This window comes from Paraburkholderia sp. BR10923, from assembly GCF_040948765.1.
In the GTDB taxonomy this organism is placed as follows: domain Bacteria; phylum Pseudomonadota; class Gammaproteobacteria; order Burkholderiales; family Burkholderiaceae; genus Paraburkholderia; species Paraburkholderia youngii.
Map to the genome: position 1 here is coordinate 325,705 of NZ_JBFPKO010000003.1, position 18,828 is coordinate 344,532.

The window sequence follows — 18,828 nt, forward strand, 5'->3', positions numbered from 1 at the left end:
CGCCGCATAAAGTCGGCGAACGCGCGAGCAAAAGAGTAAAAGCGAATAAAAGCGCGTCGCGGCGCAAGCGTGGAAGCGATCGAGCTTCCACGCCTGCGCTGCAAAAAATGCTTAGGAGACTGAACGATGGGTCATACCGACAGTACGCCTCGCGCCGTACGGCGGCTCGAAGGCGAGTTCGACTACATCATTGTCGGCGCGGGCACTGCGGGCTGCGTGCTGGCGAACCGGCTCACCGAAGATCCCGAGATCCGCGTGCTGCTGCTAGAAGCCGGCGGGAAAGACGACTATCACTGGATTCATGTGCCGGTCGGCTATCTGTATTGCATCGGCAATCCGCGCACGGACTGGCTGTACAAGACTCAGGCAGAGCCGGGTCTGAACGGCCGCACGCTGTCGTATCCACGCGGGCGTGTGCTCGGCGGCAGTTCGTCGATCAACGGCATGATCTATATGCGCGGTCAGCGTGAAGACTACGACGAGTGGGCGCGTGTGACCAACGACAGCACGTGGTCATGGAACGCGGTGCTGCCGGTCTTCAGGCGCAGCGAGGATCACCACGGCGGCGCCAACGAAGCGCACGGCGCGGGCGGACCCTGGCGCGTCGAGAAGCAGCGCCTCAAATGGAAGATTCTGGAAGAGTTCGCGCAAGCGGCGCAGCAAACCGGCATTCCTGCCACCGACGATTTCAATCGCGGCGACAACACCGGCGTCGGCTACTTCGACGTCAACCAGAAGCGCGGCATTCGCTGGAATGCGTCGAAGGCGTTTTTGCGGCCCGCGTTGAAGCGGGAGAACCTCACAGTTATTACCGGTGCCCACACGCAGCGTGTCGTGTTCGACGGCCGCCGCTGCACCGGAGTCGAATATCGTGGCGCCGATGTCGACTATGTCGCCAAAGCGCGTTGTGAAGTGATCCTTTCCGCCGGCGCGGTCAACTCGCCGCAACTGCTCGAATTGTCCGGCGTCGGCAATGGAGCACGTCTGCAGAATCTCGGCATCGAGATCGTTCAGGATCTGCGCGGCGTCGGCGAGAACCTGCAGGACCATCTGCAACTGCGCATGGCGTTTCAGGTGCAGGGCGTGCGCACGTTGAATACGATGTCCGCGCACTGGTGGGGCAAGCTGATGATCGGCATGCAGTACGCGTTGTTTCAGAGCGGACCGATGTCGATGTCGCCGTCGCAACTCGGCGCGTTCGCGAAGTCCGATGCCGACGATCGCTCGCTGACCCGACCCGATCTCGAGTATCACGTGCAGCCTTTGTCGCTCGACCGCTTCGGCGAACCGCTGCATCGCTTCAATGCGTTCACGGCGTCGGTGTGTCAGCTGCGCCCCACGTCGCGCGGCAGCATTCATATTGCGTCGGCCGATGCGTCCGCACCACCATTGATCGCTCCAAATTATCTGTCGACCGGGTACGACCGCCACGTCGCAGCAAACGCGCTACGTCTGACGCGCCGCATCGTCGCGGCGCCCGCGCTCGCGCGCTATCAGCCGCGGGAGATTCTGCCGGGCCTGCAGTATCAAAGTGAAGAAGAATTGCAGCAGGCCGCGGGCGCGGTCGGCACGACGATCTTCCATCCCGTCGGCACCTGCCGCATGGGCACGACCGACGATCCGGCCGCGGTCGTCGACAACCGGCTACGGGTTATCGGAGTGCAAGGCTTGCGTGTCGTCGATGCATCGGTGATGCCCAACATCACGTCGGGCAACACCAATTCGCCGACGCTGATGATCGCCGAACGCGCGAGCGACATGATCCGCGAGGATCGTCGCGCGCGCGTGAGCGGCAGCATCGCAGCGCAAATGGGTGTGGCTGCGTCGATGTCGTCTGTGTGACATGCACCGTGCGATGGAAACTGAGCGGATCGGTCATGTTTTCCGCCGCGTACGTGAAGCGTGCTAACCGCATGCCACGTGCGCGTGGCGCGGGCCTCGTTCACTTAGTGCAAATCCCAATGAATGCGCTGCATCATTGGGGCGACAATGGCAGCCATGCTGCGTGCCGCGTCATGGATCACCGTCCGTATTGGTGCAGCACGCCAACGAGCGGCAAGGGGTGCCGCCGACATAACAAGTCGCGCAGAACTTCGCGCGGAAAGATCGTAGTGCTTCGCCTTACTCCGTATGGAAGGGAACATGATTCTCGGCGATACGATTCTCGAAACGCGTGGCCTCACCCGCGAGTTCAAAGGCTTTGTCGCCGTGAACGGCGTGAATCTGCGCGTGCGCCGTGGCTCGATCCATGCGCTGATCGGGCCCAATGGAGCGGGCAAGACCACCTGCTTCAATCTGCTCACCAAATTTCTCGAACCCACCGCGGGCCAGATCGTTTTCAACGGTGTCGATATCACCGGCGAACGTCCGGCGCAGATCGCGCGGCGCGGCATCATCCGTTCGTTCCAGATTTCCGCGGTATTTCCGCATCTGACGGCATTGCAGAATGTGCGCATCGGGTTGCAGCGCTCGCTCGGCACCGCGTTTCACTTCTGGAAGAGCGAGCGTACGTTGCGGCGTCTGAACGATCGCGCGATGGATCTGCTGACTCAGGTCGGCCTGACCGATTTCGCCGATGTGTTGACGGTGGAGCTCGCCTACGGCCGCAAGCGCGCGCTCGAAATCGCGACCACGCTCGCGATGGAGCCCGAACTGATGCTGCTCGACGAGCCCACGCAAGGCATGGGACATGAGGACGTCGACCGCGTGACTGCGTTGATCAAGAAAGTATCGGCGGGCCGCACGATCCTGATGGTCGAACACAACATGAATGTGATCGCCGGTATCTCCGACACGATCACCGTGCTGCAACGGGGTGAAGTGCTCGCCGAGGGCAGCTACGCGGAAGTGTCGAAGAATCCGCTCGTGATGCAAGCCTACATGGGCAGCGCCGACGCGGCGCTCGCCGGAGCCCACGCATGAATACGACGGTCGAGCGCGAAGGCCTCGAAGCGAACGAAACGAAAAGCGGCGCACCCGCGCTGGACATCGCGGGACTGCAAGCCTGGTACGGGGAATCCCATATTCTGCACGGCGTCGATCTGTCGGTTGGCCGTGGCGAGGTCGTGACGCTGCTCGGGCGCAATGGCGCGGGCCGCACCACGACGCTTCGCGCGATCATGGGTCTCACGGGCCGCCGTACCGGCTCGATCCGGATCGATGGACGCGAAACGATTGGCCTGCCCACGCATCGCATCGCGCATTGCGGCATCGGCTATTGCCCCGAAGAGCGCGGTATTTTTTCGAGTCTGTCGTGCGAGGAAAATCTGCTGCTGCCGCCGCCCGTCGGCGACAAGGCGCACACGATGTCGCTCGAGGAAATCTATGCGATGTTCCCGAATCTGCACGAGCGGCGCATGAGCCAGGGCACGCGGCTCTCGGGCGGCGAACAGCAGATGCTCGCGGTCGCGCGGATTCTGCGCACCGGCGCGAATCTGCTGCTGCTCGACGAAATCTCGGAGGGGCTCGCGCCCGTGATCGTGCAGGCGCTTGCACGGATGATCATCACGTTGAAGGCGCGCGGCTACACGATCGTGATGGTCGAGCAGAACTTCCGCTTCGCGGCGCCGCTCGCGGATCGTTTCTATGTGATGGAGCACGGCATGATCGTCGAGCATTTCGGGGCTAGCGAGCTCGAAGGCAAGATGCCGGTGCTGCATGATTTGCTGGGCGTATAGACACGGACACGCACGCGCCCGACTGCCTCTGATAACCACAAGCGAAGAACCAGGAGACATGCATGAAAAAGAACCCACTCGCGCGAATTGCCTCACTCTGCTTCGCGGTCGCCGCCGGCGCCGCACTGACGCTGGGCAGCGCGCAAGCGGCCGACGATGCCGTGAAGATCGGCTTTATCACGGATCTGTCGGGACTGTACGCGGATATCGACGGGCAGGGCGGTCTTGAAGCGATCCGGATGGCGGTCGCCGACTTCGGCGGCAAGGTCAACGGCAAGCCGATCACGGTGCTGTACGCGGATCACCAGAACAAGGCGGACATCGCGGCGTCGCGGGCTCGCGAATGGTTCGACCGCGATGGCGTCGACGTGGTGATCGGCGGCACCAACTCGGCGACCGCTCTGTCGACGAACACCGTCGCGGGCGAGAAGCACAAGGTCTACATCAACGTCGGCGCGGGCGCCGATACGCTGACCAACGAGCAATGCACGCCGTACACGATCCACTACGCATACGACACCACCGCGCTCGCAAACGGCACGGGCTCGGCGGTTACGAAGCAGGGTGGCAAGACGTGGTACTTCCTGACCGCCGACTACGCGTTCGGGAAGGCGCTCGAAAAAGCGACCTCGGACGTCGTGAAGGCGAATGGCGGTCAGGTGCTCGGCTCGGTGCGTCATCCGCTGTCGGCGTCGGACTTCTCGTCGTTCCTGTTGCAGGCGCAGGCGTCGAAGGCGCAGATCCTCGGCCTCGCGAATGCGGGCGGCGACACGATCAACTCGATCAAGGCCGCGAAGGAATTCGGCATCACGAAGACGATGAAACTCGCCGCGCTGCTGATGTTCATCAACGACGTGCACAGCCTCGGTCTCGAAACGACGCAGGGTCTCGTGTTGACCGACAGCTGGTACTGGAACAAGGACGCCGACACGCGCAAGTGGTCGCAGCGCTACTTCGACAAGATGAAGAAGATGCCGTCGAGCCTGCAGGCTGCCGACTACTCGGCGGCGATGAACTATCTGAAGGCGGTCCAGGCGGTGGGCTCGACCGATCCGGACAAGGTGATGGCGCAGTTGCGCAAGACGAAGATCGACGACTTCTACGCGAAGGGCTACATCCGTCAGGACGGCAGCATGATCCACGACATGTACCTGATGCAGGTGAAGACGCCGGCCGAATCGAAGGAGCCGTGGGACTACTATAAGATCATGGCGACGATTCCGGGCGATCAGGCCTTCACGACCAAGGCGCAGACTCGCTGCGCGCTGTGGAAGTAAGCCCCGGGAGGGCAGGATGCGGTCCAGGACCGCGCAGACCTGAGAGAACCGCCGGCGCTGCAGCGGTACGCGCTGGCGGGTAATCGTTTCAGAGCCGCACGCGATGGGCAGCGTCGCCGCACGTCGCGTGCCGGCCGGACCGTGCGTTACCGATCTCACCTTGACGATGGCTTGAAGGGCTAAGGGCTTCAATGGACATCTTTGGCGTTCCGCTGCCGGCGATGCTGAGCCAGCTTCTGCTCGGACTCGTGAACGGCTCGTTCTACGCGATTCTGAGCCTCGGGCTGGCTGTGATTTTCGGCCTGCTCAACGTGATCAACTTCGCGCATGGCGCACTTTTCATGCTCGGCGCGATGCTCGCGTGGATGGGGCTGTCGTATTTCAATCTGCCGTACTGGGTGATGCTCGTGCTCGCGCCGCTGATCGTCGGACTCGTCGGCGTCGCGATCGAGCGCTCGATGCTGCGCTGGCTTTACAAGCTCGATCATCTGTATGGCCTGTTGCTGACGTTCGGCATCACGCTCGTGATCGAAGGCGTGTTCCATTCGATCTACGGCTCGTCGGGCCAGCCGTACGACGTGCCGTCGGCGCTGTCGGGTGCGACCAATCTCGGCTTCATGTATCTGCCGAACTATCGCGCGTGGGTGGTCGTCGCGTCGTTGATCGTGTGCTTCGTGACATGGTTCGTGATCGAGAAGACACGGCTTGGCGCGTATCTGCGAGCGGGCACCGAAAACCCGAAGCTCGTCGAGGCATTCGGCGTCAACGTGCCGCTGATGATCACGCTGACCTACGGCTTCGGCGTCGCGCTCGCGGCGTTTGCCGGCGTGCTCGCCGCGCCGGTGATTCAGGTCTCGCCGCTGATGGGCCAGCCGATGATCATCACGGTGTTCGCGGTGGTCGTGATCGGCGGCATGGGTTCGATCATGGGCTCGATTCTGACCGGCCTGATGCTCGGCGTAGTCGAAGGACTGACGCGTGTGTACTACCCCGAGGCGTCGGCGACCGTCGTCTTCGTGATCATGGCGCTCGTGTTGCTCGTGCGTCCGGCGGGTCTTTTCGGCAGGGAAAAATGATGCAGAGAAAAGTGCTCTACGGTCTGCTGCTGATCGTGCTGCTCGCGGTGCCGGTGCTCGGCATCTATCCGCTCTTCGTGATGAAGGTGCTGTGCTTCGCGCTGTTCGCGGCCGCGTTCAATCTGCTGATCGGCTACACGGGCTTGCTGTCCTTCGGCCATGCGATGTTTCTCGCGTCGGCCGGTTATGTGACCGGCTATGCGATGCAGACGCTCGGCTTTTCGCCTGAGGTGGGCGTGCTGAGCGGCACCGCGGCGGCCACGCTGCTTGGCCTCGTCGTTGGCTTCTTCGCGATTCGCCGTCAAGGCATCTACTTCGCGATGGTGACGCTCGCGCTCGCGCAGATGGTCTACTTTGTGTTCCTGCAAGCGCCATTCACGCACGGCGAAGACGGTCTGCAAGGCGTGCCGCGCGGAAAGCTGTTCGGCCTGTTGAGTCTTTCGTCCGATGTCGCGCTGTATTTCGTCGTGCTCGCGGTGATCGTCCTGGCGTTCCTGCTGATCGTGCGGATCGTGCATTCGCCGTTCGGGCAGGTGCTCGTCGCGATCAAGGAAAACGAGCCGCGTGCGGTGTCGCTCGGCTACGATACCGACCGTTTCAAGCTGCTCGCCTTCATTCTGTCGGCCGGCATCGCGGGTCTCGCGGGTTCGCTGAAGGTGCTCGTGCAAGGCTTCGAAACGCTGAGCGATGCCTATTGGACGATGTCCGGCCTCGTGATCCTGATGACACTGGTGGGCGGCATGGGCACGCTGTTCGGGCCGCTGCTCGGCGCCGCGCTGATCGTGTCGCTCGAAGACCGGCTCGGCGATATCGGCTCGGCGCTCGCGTCGATGACCGGCATCGAGTGGTTTCGCTCGCTCGGCGAATCGGTGACGATCGTCACGGGGCTGATTTTCATCGCGTGTGTGCTGGCGTTCCGGCGCGGCATCGTCGGTGAGATCGTTGCGCGGGTGCGACCGTTGCGGGCTTGAGATTGGCTGTCTGGTCCCACTCGGGAGGGCGCGTGCTTGACGCAGTGCGATAGGCGATTGCTTCGATCTCCGATCTAATTGCGGCTTGTGCTGAAGGTCCGCTGGATCAGGAGTGTGGGCGAACCTGTGGCGAACCTTGTGATGAAATGGGCATAACACGCCCCAATCCGGTGCCGCAGTGCACCACTAGGGTAATTGCTAGTTGTGACTGCTGGGGTCGTCGTTTAATCTTCATCCAGTTCTGATGCACCACGAATTTGCAGGTGGAGAACGAGGAGACAATTGAGGCACTAAGTGCCCAGAAGAAAGCGCTGTTGGATTGATATCCAACAGCGCTTTTTCATTTGTGTTTTTCGAATTACTTGATGCGATCTCCCGCTTATTTCGCGCGCCATTTTTTATTCTTCGGCAGCCGCTGCAGCTAAACATCAGAAGCCTTCGAAGCGCTTGCAGCACGGCACTTGCGTCCGCTAAACTCGCTATTCACCGACCACTGGGTTGGCAATTAAATCCGTGGATTTAATTGCAATTGAATAACGGATTTAATAGAGGAGCAGGATGAAGTCGGCATTGCGTTGGATCAGCGCGGCATTGGTCGCCACCGGGATTTTGGCTGCATGGAGCGGCCATGCATTCGCGGACGTGAAAATCGGCGTCACCGTGTCGGCAACAGGACCGGCCGCATCGCTCGGTATTCCGGAAAAAAACACCATTGCGCTGCTGCCGAAAGAAGTAGCGGGCCAGAAGATCGACTACATCGTCCTCGACGACGCAACCGATTCCACCCAGGCGGTCAAGAACGCCCGCAAGCTCACGAGCGAAGACCACGTCGATGCATTGATCGGCTCGACCGTCGTGCCAAATTCGCTCGCCATGATCGACATTGCCGCCGAAACCTCCACGCCGATGATCTCGCTGGCCGCGGCCGCGGGCATCGTCGAACCGATGGACGCGAAACGCGCATGGGTCTTCAAGACGCCGCAAAACGACATTCTGATGGCCACGGCGATCGCGCAGCACATGGCCAATCACGGCGTGAAAACGGTCGCGTTCATCGGCTTTTCCGACGCGTACGGCGAGAGCTGGTTCAAGGAATTCAGCAAAGCCGCTGACCTCGCGAAGATCAGGATCGTCGCGAACGAGCGCTTCGCGCGCAACGACGCGTCGGTCACGGGCCAGGTGCTGAAGATGATGTCGCAGAATCCGGACGCGGTGCTGATCGCCGGCGCGGGCACGCCGGCCGCATTGCCGCAGAAAACGCTGAAGGAGCGCGGCTACAAGGGCAAGTACTATCAGACGCACGGCGTCGCGAACAACGACTTCCTGCGCGTGTGCGGCAAGGATTGCGAAGGCACGTGGCTGCCCGCCGGCCCGCTGCTGGTCGCCGAGCAATTGCCCGAGGCGAATCCGGTGAAGAAAAGCGCGCTCGCGTACAAGCATGCGTATGAAACGGCGTACGGCGCGGGTTCGGTGTCGACGTTCGGTGGTCATGCGTGGGACGCGGGTCTGCTGCTGCAGCGTGCGATCCCGCTCGCGTTGAAGAAGGGACAACCGGGCACGCCGGCATTCCGCGACGCGCTGCGTGCCGCAGTCGAAGGCACGAAAGATGAGCCCGCGTCACACGGCATCTTCAACATGAGCGTGAACGACCACGCCGGACTCGACCAGCGGGCGCGTGTGATGGTGCAGATCGTCGACGGCAAGTGGAAGCTGGCCGGCGACTGAGCGAAGGCTCTGCGCCACAGGACCTCATCGAAAAAGACGCGTGCAGTTGACGCGTCTTTTTTATTACCCGGGCGAGGTGTCTGCAGCGCTTAAAAGTGTGGTTTCGGTGCTTCAGGACAAACCCGCATTTAGCGCACGCTCTCTTGACCGTCGATAATGCAGAACGCAAGCTACTAACATATTAGTGGTTTATGAAGGTCTGGTTGGAATGGAGCCGCGGCAAAGAAACGCGGCGTATGACGCGAATGCGCACTCGCGCGACGCGAGAGGAGCGGTACCCGATAAAGCGGGGAAGGTATGCGCGCCGAGCAGGGAAAACCATGCTTGGCACACCTGAACTCGCTCACTAGATTCAGACACCCGGCCCAGCAAGCCGGCTTATAGATAGGCGCTTTTGAAGGCGTTTGGAGACTCGCAATGAAAAAGACAAGGCATTGGGTACGCACCGGCATCGCGATGGCGCTGATGTGCGGCGCGGGGACGGCATTCGCGCAGGTGAAGATCGGCGTCACGTTGTCGACGACGGGGCCGGCCGCGTCGCTCGGAATTCCTGAGAAGAACACGATCGCGTTGTTGCCGAAGGAGATCGGCGGCAAGAGCGTGCAATACATCATCCTCGACGACGGGTCGGACACCAGCAAGGCCGTGCAGAACACGCGCAAGCTGATCGACGAAGACCACGTCGACGCGATCATCGGCTCGACCGTCACGCCGAATTCGCTCGCGATGCTCGATCCGGCCGCTGAGGGCAAGACGCCGGTGATCTCGCTCGCGGCGTCGGCAGCGATCATTCAGCCGATGGATGCGAAGCGTGCATGGGCGTTCAAGCCGCCTCAGAACGACAGCCTGATGGCCGACGCAATCGCCGATTACATGCAGCACCACGGCGTGAAGACGGTCGGCTTCATCGGTTTCTCGGACGCCTATGGCGACAGCTGGAACTCGACGTTCGAGGCCGTCGCGAAAGCGCACAACCTGAAGATCGTGTCGAACGAGCGCTTTAACCGCACTGACGCTTCGGTGACGGGCCAGGTGCTGAAGACGATGGGCGCGAATCCCGACGCGGTGCTGATCGCGGGCTCGGGTACGCCGTCGGCGCTGCCGGCCAAGACGCTGAAGGAGCGTGGCTACAAGGGCAAGATCTATCAGACGCACGGTGTCGCGAACAACGACTTCCTGCGTGTGTGCGGCAAGGATTGCGAAGGCGAACTGCTGCCGGCCGGTCCGATTCTCGTCGTCGATCAATTGCCGGATTCGAACCCGGTGAAGAAGTCGTCGGAAGCCTATAAGAACGCCTATGAGAAGGCTTATGGCGTGGGTTCGGTCGCGACCTTCGGCGGTCACGCATGGGATGCCGGCCAGATGTTGCAGGCCGCGATTCCGGTCGCGCTGAAGACCGCACAGCCGGGTACGCCCGAGTTCCGCGTGGCGCTGCGCAACGCGCTCGAAAACATCAAGGAGCTGCCGGTGTCGCACGGCATCATGAACACCACCGCGAACGACCACAACGGCCTCGACCAGCGCGCGCGCGTGATCGTGCAGATCGTCGACGGCAAGTGGAAGCTGCAGAACGACTGAGACGATTTACAAAAACAACTAGCGGTACGCGCCTCTCGCGCAATCTGCGGTGCATGACGCCGCATTGCCATTGTGTTCGACGACAATGGCATCGACCGCCGCGCCGGGTCACGGCGCGGCGGTTGTCTTTTCAGACATTGCAGATGGATGGCCGGCTACGCGCCGCGCCGTCACGACTGTTTCCCGGTTTTTCGTTTTCGACGCTTCAGGACGAGGAAGTATGGATCTATCAATCGCGGCGATCCTCGCGCAAGACGGCATTACGACCGGCGCGATCTACGCGCTGCTCGCGCTTGCGCTGGTGCTGGTGTTCTCCGTCACGCGGGTGATCTTCATCCCGCAAGGGGAGTTCGTTTCGTACGGCGCGTTGACGCTCGCCGCACTGCAAACGCAGAGGTTTCCCGCCACCTGCTGGCTGTTGATGGCGATGGGCGCAGCATGCTTCGTCGTCGAGACGGTGGCCGTATTGCGGCATGCTGAGCGGCGTCGTCATGCGGCGCGCACGCTGCCTGTGCTGGCAGGGAAGTACCTGCTGTTTCCGATCGCGGTCTACGCGCTCACGCGCGGCATCTTCCTGCAGCCGCTGCCGATGATCGTGCAGATCGCGCTGACGCTGCTGATCGTGATCCCGATGGGTCCGTTCGTTTATCGCCTTGCCTATGAGCCGATCGCGGAGGCGGCCACGCTGCTGCTGTTGATCGTCGCGGTGGCAGTGCATTTCGCGATGGTCGGTCTCGGCCTCGTGATGTTCGGCGCCGAAGGCTCGCGCACCAACGCGTTTTCCGATGCGACGTTCAACGTGGGCACGTTGTCCATCTCCGGGCAGAGCCTGTGGGTGATCGGCACCGCGGTCGTGCTGATCGGTGCGCTGTATCTGTATTTCGATCGCTCGATCTCGGGCAAGGCGTTGCGCGCGACGTCGGTGAACCGGCTCGGCGCACGCCTCGTCGGTATCGGCACGACGCAGGCGGGACGCCTCGCGTTCACGCTGGCGGCTGGACTCGGCGCACTGTGCGGCATCCTCGTCGCGCCGCTCACGACGATCTACTACGACTCGGGCTTCCTGATCGGTTTGAAGGGCTTCGTGGGCGCGATCATCGGCGGTCTGGTCAGCTATCCGCTCGCGGCGGCCGGCTCGATTCTCGTCGGTCTGCTGGAGTCGTATTCCTCGTTTTGGGCCAGTGCTTATAAGGAAGTGATCGTGTTCACGCTAATCATCCCGGTGCTGCTGTGGCGCAGTCTTGCGAGCCCGCATGCCGAAGAGGAAGAGGAGTGACACGATGAAACGGACCATGCAAAAGAAGTTCTTCTGGTTGTTCCTCGTGGTGCTGTTCGCTTTGCCGGTTCTGCCGCAACCGATTCATGTGCCGGAGTACTGGGTCACGCTGCTGAACTACATCGGTCTCTATTCGATCGTTGCGATCGGCCTCGTGCTGCTGACCGGTATCGGCGGCATGACGAGCTTCGGGCAGGCCGCGTTCGTCGGCATCGGCGCTTATGCAACCGCGTATCTGACGACGAACTTCGGTGTGTCGCCGTGGCTTGCACTTATCGCGGGCGTGATCGTGACTGCGCTGGTCGCGCTGATGCTCGGTCTCGTGACGATGCGCCTGTCCGGCCACTTCCTGCCGCTCGGCACGATTGCGTGGGGGCTCGCGCTGTTCTACCTGTTCGGCAATCTGGAGATGCTCGGCAAGTACGACGGCATCAACGGCATCCCGGTGCTGAATGTTTTTGGGATCAACCTCGAGTCCGGCCGCCATATCTATTACCTGATCTGGGTTGTCGTGCTCGGTTCGGTCGTTTCTGTTCAGAATCTGCTTAATAGTCGTCCGGGTCGCGCAATTCGCGCGCTGCGCGGCGGTGGTCTGATGGCCGAGGCAATGGGTGTCAATACCGGCTGGATGCGCGTCGTGATCTTCGTCTATGCGGCGGTGCTTGCGTCGGTATCGGGCTTTCTGTACGCGCACTTGCAGCGCGCGGTGAATCCGACGCCGTTCGGGCTGAATCACGGCATCGAGTTTCTGTTCATGGCAGTGGTGGGCGGTGTCTCGCACGTCTGGGGCGCGGTGCTTGGCGCGGCAATCCTCACGGTGCTGCAGGATTATCTACAGACGCTGCTGCCGAAACTGCTCGGCGAGAACGGCAACTTCGAAGTGATCGTGTTCGGCATCATCATGGTGCTGTTGCTGCAGTATGCGCGGCAGGGCGTGTGGCCGTTCGTCGCACGCTTTTTCCCGCGTGGCCCGCGGGCGTATCTCGCAGACCACGCGGTCCCTCTGCCGCAGCGCAACAAGCCGCAGGCCGGCGAGGACCTGCTGACGGTGAACAAGGCGCGCAAGCAGTTCGGCGGTCTCGTCGCCGTGAACGATGTCAGCTTCGAAGTCAAAGCGGGGCAGATCATCGGGCTAATCGGACCGAATGGCGCGGGTAAGTCGACCACGTTCAATCTGGTGACCGGCGTGCTGCAGGCGACGAGGGGCGAGATCACGTTCCGCGGCGAGCGCATCGATGCGCTGAGTTCACGTGAAATCGTTAAGCGTGGCATCGGCCGGACCTTCCAGCACGTAAAGCTGCTGCCGGGCATGACCGTGCTCGAGAACGTCGCGATCGGCGCGCATCTGCGAGGCCATGCAGGTGTGTGGCGCAGTGTCGTGCGGCTGAACAGTTCGGAAGAGGCGCGGCTGATGGCCGAAGCCGCTCGGCAGATTCGCCGCGTCGGCCTCGAACAGCATATGTATGACGAAGCGGGCAGCCTAGCGCTCGGTCAACAGCGGATTCTCGAAATTGCGCGCGCGTTATGCTGCGATCCGACTCTGCTATTGCTCGACGAACCGGCAGCTGGTCTGCGCTATCAGGAAAAGCTGCAGCTCGCCGATCTGCTGCGCAAGCTAAAGGCGGAAGGGATGAGTGTGCTGCTCGTCGAGCACGACATGGATTTTGTGATGAATCTGACGGACCGGCTCGTGGTGATGGAGTTCGGCACGCGAATCGCTGAAGGTCTGCCGCAGGAAGTGCAGCAGGATCCGGCGGTGCTCGAAGCGTATCTGGGTGGGGTGGAATGATGGACAACATGACAACGACCGGCGTGGCGGCCGCCGGACCGATTCTCGAGGTGGACCATCTGTCGGTCCGTTACGGCAAGGTCGAGGCGCTGCACAATGCGGCGATCAAGGTGCGGGCGGGGCAGATCGTCTCCGTGATCGGTCCGAACGGCGCGGGGAAGTCGACACTGCTGAATGCGATCATGGGCGCGTTGCCGCCGTCTGGTCATGCGAAAGGCGCGGTTTCCTATCAGGGAGAGGACGTCAGCTCGATGCCGGTGGAAAAGCGGGTCGCACTGGGTATGTGTTTGGTGCCGGAGAAGCGCGAGCTTTTCGCTTCGATGACCGTTGAGGACAATCTGCTGCTTGGAGCTTACCGACGCAAGCGGGCAGGAGAGCGCAACTTTCTCGATCAGCTGGAGCCAGTGTTCGAACTGTTTCCACGGCTGAAGGAGCGGCGCAAACAGGCGGCGGGCACGCTTTCGGGCGGCGAACGGCAGATGCTCGCGGTCGGCCGCGCGCTGATGGGCAAGCCCGATCTGCTGATGCTGGACGAGCCGAGCCTCGGTCTCGCGCCGCTGATCGTGAAGGAAATCTTCCACATCATCAGCGCGTTGCGGCAGACGGGCGTCGCGACGCTACTGATCGAGCAGAATGCGCGCGCCGCATTGCAAATCTCGGACTACGGCTATGTGCTGGAGACCGGTGAGCTGGCGCTGGAGGGACCAGCGACCGACCTCGCGCAGAATCCTCGCGTGATCGAAACCTATCTCGGCCTGGCTAAAAAGGTCGCATAAACGCGCACTTTTTCGGCGATCGCTGTGTTTGAAGGCGGTGTGTTTCACGTGAAACACACCGTTTTTTTATGTTTCATCATTCGGACGAAATTCGGGCCGAAACTTAACCCGTTATAATTCGCCCATACATTTTCCTTTGAAGGCTCACGCGACGATCTGGCGTGAGATCCCGCGATGCTTTTTCCCACAGAATTTGACGTAATCGTCGTCGGCGGCGGTCATGCCGGCACCGAAGCCGCTTTGGCGTCGGCGCGCATGGGCAATAGAACGCTGCTTTTGACCCATAACATCGAAACCCTTGGTCAGATGAGCTGCAATCCGTCGATTGGCGGCATCGGCAAAGGCCATCTGGTCAAGGAAGTCGATGCGCTCGGCGGTGCCATGGCGGCTGCCACCGACGAAAGCGGCATCCAGTTCCGCATCCTCAATTCGTCGAAAGGACCGGCGGTCCGCGCGACGCGCGCTCAGGCCGACCGCGTGCTGTACAAGGCGGCGATCCGCCATCGTTTGGAGAACCAGCCGAATCTGTGGCTGTTTCAGCAGGCCGTCGACGATCTAATGGTCGAGGGCGACCGTGTGGTCGGCGCCGTCACGCAAGTGGGTATTCGTTTCCGGTCGCGCGCGGTGGTGCTGACGGCTGGCACGTTCCTCGACGGCAAGATTCACGTGGGCTTGAACAACTACACCGGCGGCCGCGCGGGTGACCCCGCCGCGGTCTCGCTGTCGGCTCGGCTGAAAGAGCTGAAGCTGCCGCAGGGCCGCCTGAAGACGGGTACGCCGCCGCGGATCGACGGTCGCACGATCGACTATTCGCAACTCGAAGAGCAGCCGGGCGATCTGGACCCGGTGCCGGTGTTCTCGTTCCTCGGGCGCGTCGAGCAGCACCCGCGCCAGGTGCCGTGCTGGGTCACGCATACGAATCAACGGACACACGACATCATTCGCGGCGGTCTCGATCGTTCACCGATGTACACGGGCGTAATCGAGGGGGTGGGGCCACGCTATTGCCCGTCGATCGAGGACAAGATTCACCGGTTTGCGTCGAAGGAATCGCATCAGATCTATCTCGAGCCGGAAGGTCTGACCACCAATGAGTTCTATCCGAACGGGATCTCGACGAGCCTGCCGTTCGACGTGCAGCTCGAGCTGGTGCGATCGATGCGCGGTCTGGAGCATGCCCATATCCTGCGGCCCGGCTATGCGATCGAGTACGACTATTTCGATCCGCGTGGGCTGAAGGCATCGCTGGAAACCAAGGTGATCGGTGGGCTGTTCTTCGCCGGACAGATCAACGGTACGACTGGCTACGAAGAGGCGGCAGCGCAGGGCGTTCTGGCGGGCATCAATGCCGGCCTGTTCGTGCAAGGCAAGGAAGCGTGGTGCCCGCGGCGCGACCAGGCTTATCTCGGCGTCCTCGTCGACGATCTGGTCACGCGCGGGGTGTCCGAGCCGTACCGGATGTTCACGAGCCGTGCGGAGTACCGTCTGAGCTTGCGCGAGGACAATGCCGACATGCGGTTGACGGAGATCGGGCGCGAGCTCGGTGTAGTCGATGACGCCCGCTGGGACGCCTTCAGTCGCAAGCGTGACGCTGTTTCACGTGAAACACAGCGCTTGCGTTCAACCTGGGTCAATCCTAAGACCTTATCCGCGGAACAAGCCACCGCATTGCTCGGCAAGCCGATCGACCACGAATACAGTCTCGCGGACCTGTTGCGTCGTCCGGGTGTCAGCTACGACGGCGTCTGCGCGCTGCGCGATGGCACTTGTGGCGCGCCTGAAGCACTAGCGGAAGACCCCGTGCTGCTCGCGCAGATTAAGGAGCAGGTCGAAATCGGCGTCAAATATCAAGGCTATATCGACCGCCAGGCCGGTGAGATCGAACGCAACGAGGCGCAAGAGAATACCCGTCTGCCCGAAGGGCTGGACTACACCGAGGTGCGTGGACTGTCGTTCGAAGCCCGCCAGAAGCTGATGCAGTTCCGGCCGGAAACGATCGGCCAGGCGTCGCGTATTTCGGGCATCACGCCTGCCGCGATCTCGCTGCTGATGGTCCATCTGAAGCGCGGCCTAGGGCGTCGCGCGTCGAAATCCGCCGAACCCGGCGCTGACAGCACGTCGGTGGTGCAATGACGGCAGTGCAAAGGGGAAGCGACCAGCAGGCGTTGGCATCATTGCTGGCGGACGGTGTCCGTGAACTTGGCCTGGAACTCAGCGACGTGCAGCAGCGCAAGCTGCTCGATTACGTCGCGCTGCTCGCGAAGTGGAACAGCGTCTACAACCTGACGGCAATCCGCGATCCGCGGCAGATGCTAATTCAGCACATCCTCGATTCGCTGTCGATCGTGCCGCACCTGGCGCCGCGCGGACCGTCGTCGGTGCTCGACGTGGGCTCGGGCGGTGGCATGCCGGGCATCGTGCTCGCGATTGTGCTGCCCGAGTGGACCGTCACGACGAACGACATCGTCCATAAGAAGACGGCATTTCAATCGCAGGCGAAGGCCGAACTGGGTCTCGCGAATCTGTCAGTCGTGACCGGCCGGGTGGAGACGCTGCAGCCTGGCGCCGAAGTACCGGCAAAGTTCGACGTAATCGTCTCGCGCGCATTCGCAGAACTCGCGGATTTCGTTACACTGGCCCGTCATCTGGTTGCGGAGCAGGGCGCGATCTGGGCGATGAAGGGTGTGCGGCCGGATGCCGAAATCGCGCGTCTACCGGCGGGTGCCCACGTAGAACAGATCATCCGGCTGAACGTGCCGTCCCTCGACGCCGAACGGCACCTGATTGAGGTGCGAGTGGACAGCGAAAGCTAACGGCCACGCGGCCTCTAGGCACCCCCAACGATTTTCACTTCATCCAAGCAGCAAAAGGGACACACCAACGATGGCAAAAATCTTCTGCGTTGCGAACCAGAAGGGCGGTGTCGGCAAGACGACCACCGCAGTCAATCTGGCCGCGAGCCTGGCAGCGCAGGGACAGCGAGTCCTTCTCATCGATCTGGACCCGCAAGGCAACGCCACGATGGGCAGCGGTATCGACAAAGCCGAATGTACGAACACGGTCTACGAAGTGCTCGTTGACAGCGTGTCGGTGGCCGATGCGCGCGTGCGGCTCGAGGCGATCGGATACGACGTGGTGCCCGCGAACCGTGAGCTTGCGGGCGCCGAGGTCGAACTCGTCAGCATGCAGAATCGCGAGCGTCAACTTAGGACGGCGCTCGCTGCGGTCGAGGGCGAGTACGATTTCGTGCTGATCGATTGCCCGCCGGCTCTGTCGCTGCTGACGCTCAACGGACTATGCGCCGCGCACGGCGTCGTCATTCCGATGCAGTGCGAATACTTCGCGCTCGAAGGGCTGTCCGACCTCGTCAATACAATCAAGCAGGTGCACGCGAACCTGAATCGCGACCTCAAGGTGATCGGTCTGCTGCGCGTGATGTTCGATCCGCGCATCACGTTGCAACAGCAAGTCTCGGATCAATTGAAAGAGCACTTCGGCGACAAGGTGTTCGACGCGGTGATTCCACGCAATGTGCGATTGGCCGAGGCACCCAGCTACGGGCTGCCCGGTGTGGTGTTCGACAGGGCGTCGCGAGGCGCGCAGGCGTACGTGCAGTTCGGCGTCGAAATGATTGAGCGGGTGCGCGCGCTGAATGACGCGCCCCAGGCATCCTAAGCGGATCGAGGAAGCACGATGAACGCAGTAGCAAGAAAGAAGGGACTGGGCCGCGGTCTGGAGGCATTGCTCGGCGGCACCGCGGATATCACCGAAGCAGCGGTGATCGACGGTGCGCCGAACGTACTGCCGCTCGGCAAGATGCAGGCTGGCAAATACCAGCCGCGTACGCGCATGGACGAAGGTGCGCTGCAGGAACTCGCGGCAAGCATCCGCGCGCAAGGGCTGATGCAGCCGATTCTCGTGCGTCCGATCGCGGCGGATCGCTACGAGATCATCGCGGGCGAGCGGCGTTTTCGCGCAGCGCGACTCGCAGGCCTCGATGAGGTGCCGGTGCTCGTGAAGGACGTGCCCGATCAGGCCGCCGCGGCGATGGCGCTGATTGAGAACATCCAGCGCGAGGATCTGAATCCGCTCGAAGAGGCTCAGGGCATCCAGCGCCTGCTGGACGAATTCAATTTCACGCATGAGCAGGCGGCAGAGTCGGTGGGCCGTTCGCGCAGCGCGGTGTCGAACCTCCTGCGGTTGCTGAATCTCGCGACACCGGTACAGACGATGTTGCTCGCCGGCGATCTCGACATGGGTCACGCTCGCGCGCTGCTTGCGGTCGATGCCGCGACGCAGATCACGCTGGCCAATCAGGTCGTCAATAAGCGCCTGTCTGTGCGCGAGACCGAAAAGCTGGTCGCGATGACCACGAAAGTGACGCCGGCGGTCAAGGCGCGCGCGAACCCGGATGGCGGCCGCGACACGCGACGGCTAGAAGAGGAACTGTCGGACCTGTTGTCGGCGACGGTGAAAATCAAGCTCGGTCGACGCGGTCGCGGCCAGGTGCTGGTGGACTTTGGCGATCTCGACGCGTTGGAAGGCATTCTTGTCCGCTTGCGCGGGAACGCGAACGTCTGAGCGCAGAATGGCGCTTAGCAGGGAAGGGTGGTGAACGGCTGGCGGCCTGTGCATGAGCACTGCCGCGAGTTGGTTTACCTCAGCGCGAGCAACTATCGTGGA

The 18,828-nt window shown here is 62.0% G+C and carries 15 protein-coding genes; all 15 read left to right on the forward strand.

What is annotated here, in order from left to right; translation table 11 throughout:
* Nucleotides 1-126 precede the first annotated feature (126 nt).
* The 15 genes from AB3X94_RS07450 (at nt 127) to AB3X94_RS07520 (ending at nt 18,726) form a co-directional block, all read left to right on the forward strand.
* Entirely contained in the window at nt 127-1,842 is a 1,716-nt protein-coding gene (locus AB3X94_RS07450; RefSeq protein WP_368611164.1) for a GMC family oxidoreductase, read from the forward strand.
* Nucleotides 1,843-2,142: 300 nt separating this feature from the next.
* Nucleotides 2,143-2,922, forward strand: coding sequence for an ABC transporter ATP-binding protein (locus AB3X94_RS07455; protein ID WP_018418872.1), 780 nt, complete (start codon nt 2,143-2,145; stop codon nt 2,920-2,922).
* Nucleotides 2,919-3,677 carry an ABC transporter ATP-binding protein gene (locus tag AB3X94_RS07460; protein ID WP_368611165.1) on the forward strand — a complete coding sequence of 253 codons (759 nt, stop codon included), beginning with the start codon at nt 2,919-2,921 and terminating at the stop codon, nt 3,675-3,677. Before AB3X94_RS07455 ends, AB3X94_RS07460 begins: the two co-directional genes overlap by 4 nt.
* Before the next feature lie 62 nt (nt 3,678-3,739).
* Nucleotides 3,740-4,954 carry an ABC transporter substrate-binding protein gene (locus AB3X94_RS07465; protein ID WP_176109916.1) on the forward strand — a complete coding sequence of 405 codons (1,215 nt, stop codon included), beginning with the start codon at nt 3,740-3,742 and terminating at the stop codon, nt 4,952-4,954.
* A gap of 191 nt (nt 4,955-5,145) precedes the next feature.
* Entirely contained in the window at nt 5,146-6,030 is an 885-nt protein-coding gene (locus AB3X94_RS07470) for a branched-chain amino acid ABC transporter permease (RefSeq protein WP_176109917.1), read from the forward strand.
* The gene (locus AB3X94_RS07475) at nt 6,030-7,001 is read left to right on the forward strand and encodes a branched-chain amino acid ABC transporter permease (protein WP_176110669.1); all 972 of its coding nucleotides are present in this window, start codon (nt 6,030-6,032) and stop codon (nt 6,999-7,001) included. The genes AB3X94_RS07470 and AB3X94_RS07475 overlap by 1 nt, the downstream gene beginning before the upstream one ends.
* Nucleotides 7,002-7,559: 558 nt before the next feature.
* Nucleotides 7,560-8,726, forward strand: a complete 1,167-nt coding sequence (locus AB3X94_RS07480; protein WP_368611166.1) for an ABC transporter substrate-binding protein — start codon at nt 7,560-7,562, stop codon at nt 8,724-8,726.
* 417 nt (nt 8,727-9,143) lie between these two features.
* The gene (locus AB3X94_RS07485; protein WP_176109919.1) at nt 9,144-10,304 is read left to right on the forward strand and encodes an ABC transporter substrate-binding protein; all 1,161 of its coding nucleotides are present in this window, start codon (nt 9,144-9,146) and stop codon (nt 10,302-10,304) included.
* Nucleotides 10,305-10,524: 220 nt separating this feature from the next.
* Complete coding sequence (locus tag AB3X94_RS07490) at nt 10,525-11,580, forward strand: branched-chain amino acid ABC transporter permease (protein ID WP_176109920.1); 1,056 nt, start codon at nt 10,525-10,527, stop codon at nt 11,578-11,580.
* Nucleotides 11,581-11,584: 4 nt separating this feature from the next.
* Nucleotides 11,585-13,369, forward strand: a complete 1,785-nt coding sequence (locus AB3X94_RS07495) for an ATP-binding cassette domain-containing protein (protein ID WP_368611167.1) — start codon at nt 11,585-11,587, stop codon at nt 13,367-13,369.
* Nucleotides 13,369-14,145: an ABC transporter ATP-binding protein gene (locus AB3X94_RS07500; protein WP_176109922.1), complete on the forward strand. Its 777-nt coding sequence runs from the start codon at nt 13,369-13,371 to the stop codon at nt 14,143-14,145. Before AB3X94_RS07495 ends, AB3X94_RS07500 begins: the two co-directional genes overlap by 1 nt.
* 174 nt (nt 14,146-14,319) lie before the next feature.
* The gene (mnmG, locus tag AB3X94_RS07505; RefSeq protein ID WP_368611168.1) at nt 14,320-16,278 is read left to right on the forward strand and encodes a tRNA uridine-5-carboxymethylaminomethyl(34) synthesis enzyme MnmG; all 1,959 of its coding nucleotides are present in this window, start codon (nt 14,320-14,322) and stop codon (nt 16,276-16,278) included.
* The gene (rsmG, locus tag AB3X94_RS07510) at nt 16,275-16,958 is read left to right on the forward strand and encodes a 16S rRNA (guanine(527)-N(7))-methyltransferase RsmG (protein WP_368611169.1); all 684 of its coding nucleotides are present in this window, start codon (nt 16,275-16,277) and stop codon (nt 16,956-16,958) included. Before mnmG ends, rsmG begins: the two co-directional genes overlap by 4 nt.
* 70 nt (nt 16,959-17,028) lie before the next feature.
* The gene (locus AB3X94_RS07515) at nt 17,029-17,820 is read left to right on the forward strand and encodes a ParA family protein (protein WP_368611170.1); all 792 of its coding nucleotides are present in this window, start codon (nt 17,029-17,031) and stop codon (nt 17,818-17,820) included.
* Nucleotides 17,821-17,838: 18 nt separating this feature from the next.
* Nucleotides 17,839-18,726, forward strand: coding sequence for a ParB/RepB/Spo0J family partition protein (locus tag AB3X94_RS07520; protein ID WP_129956626.1), 888 nt, complete (start codon nt 17,839-17,841; stop codon nt 18,724-18,726).
* Nucleotides 18,727-18,828: the final 102 nt, after the last annotated feature.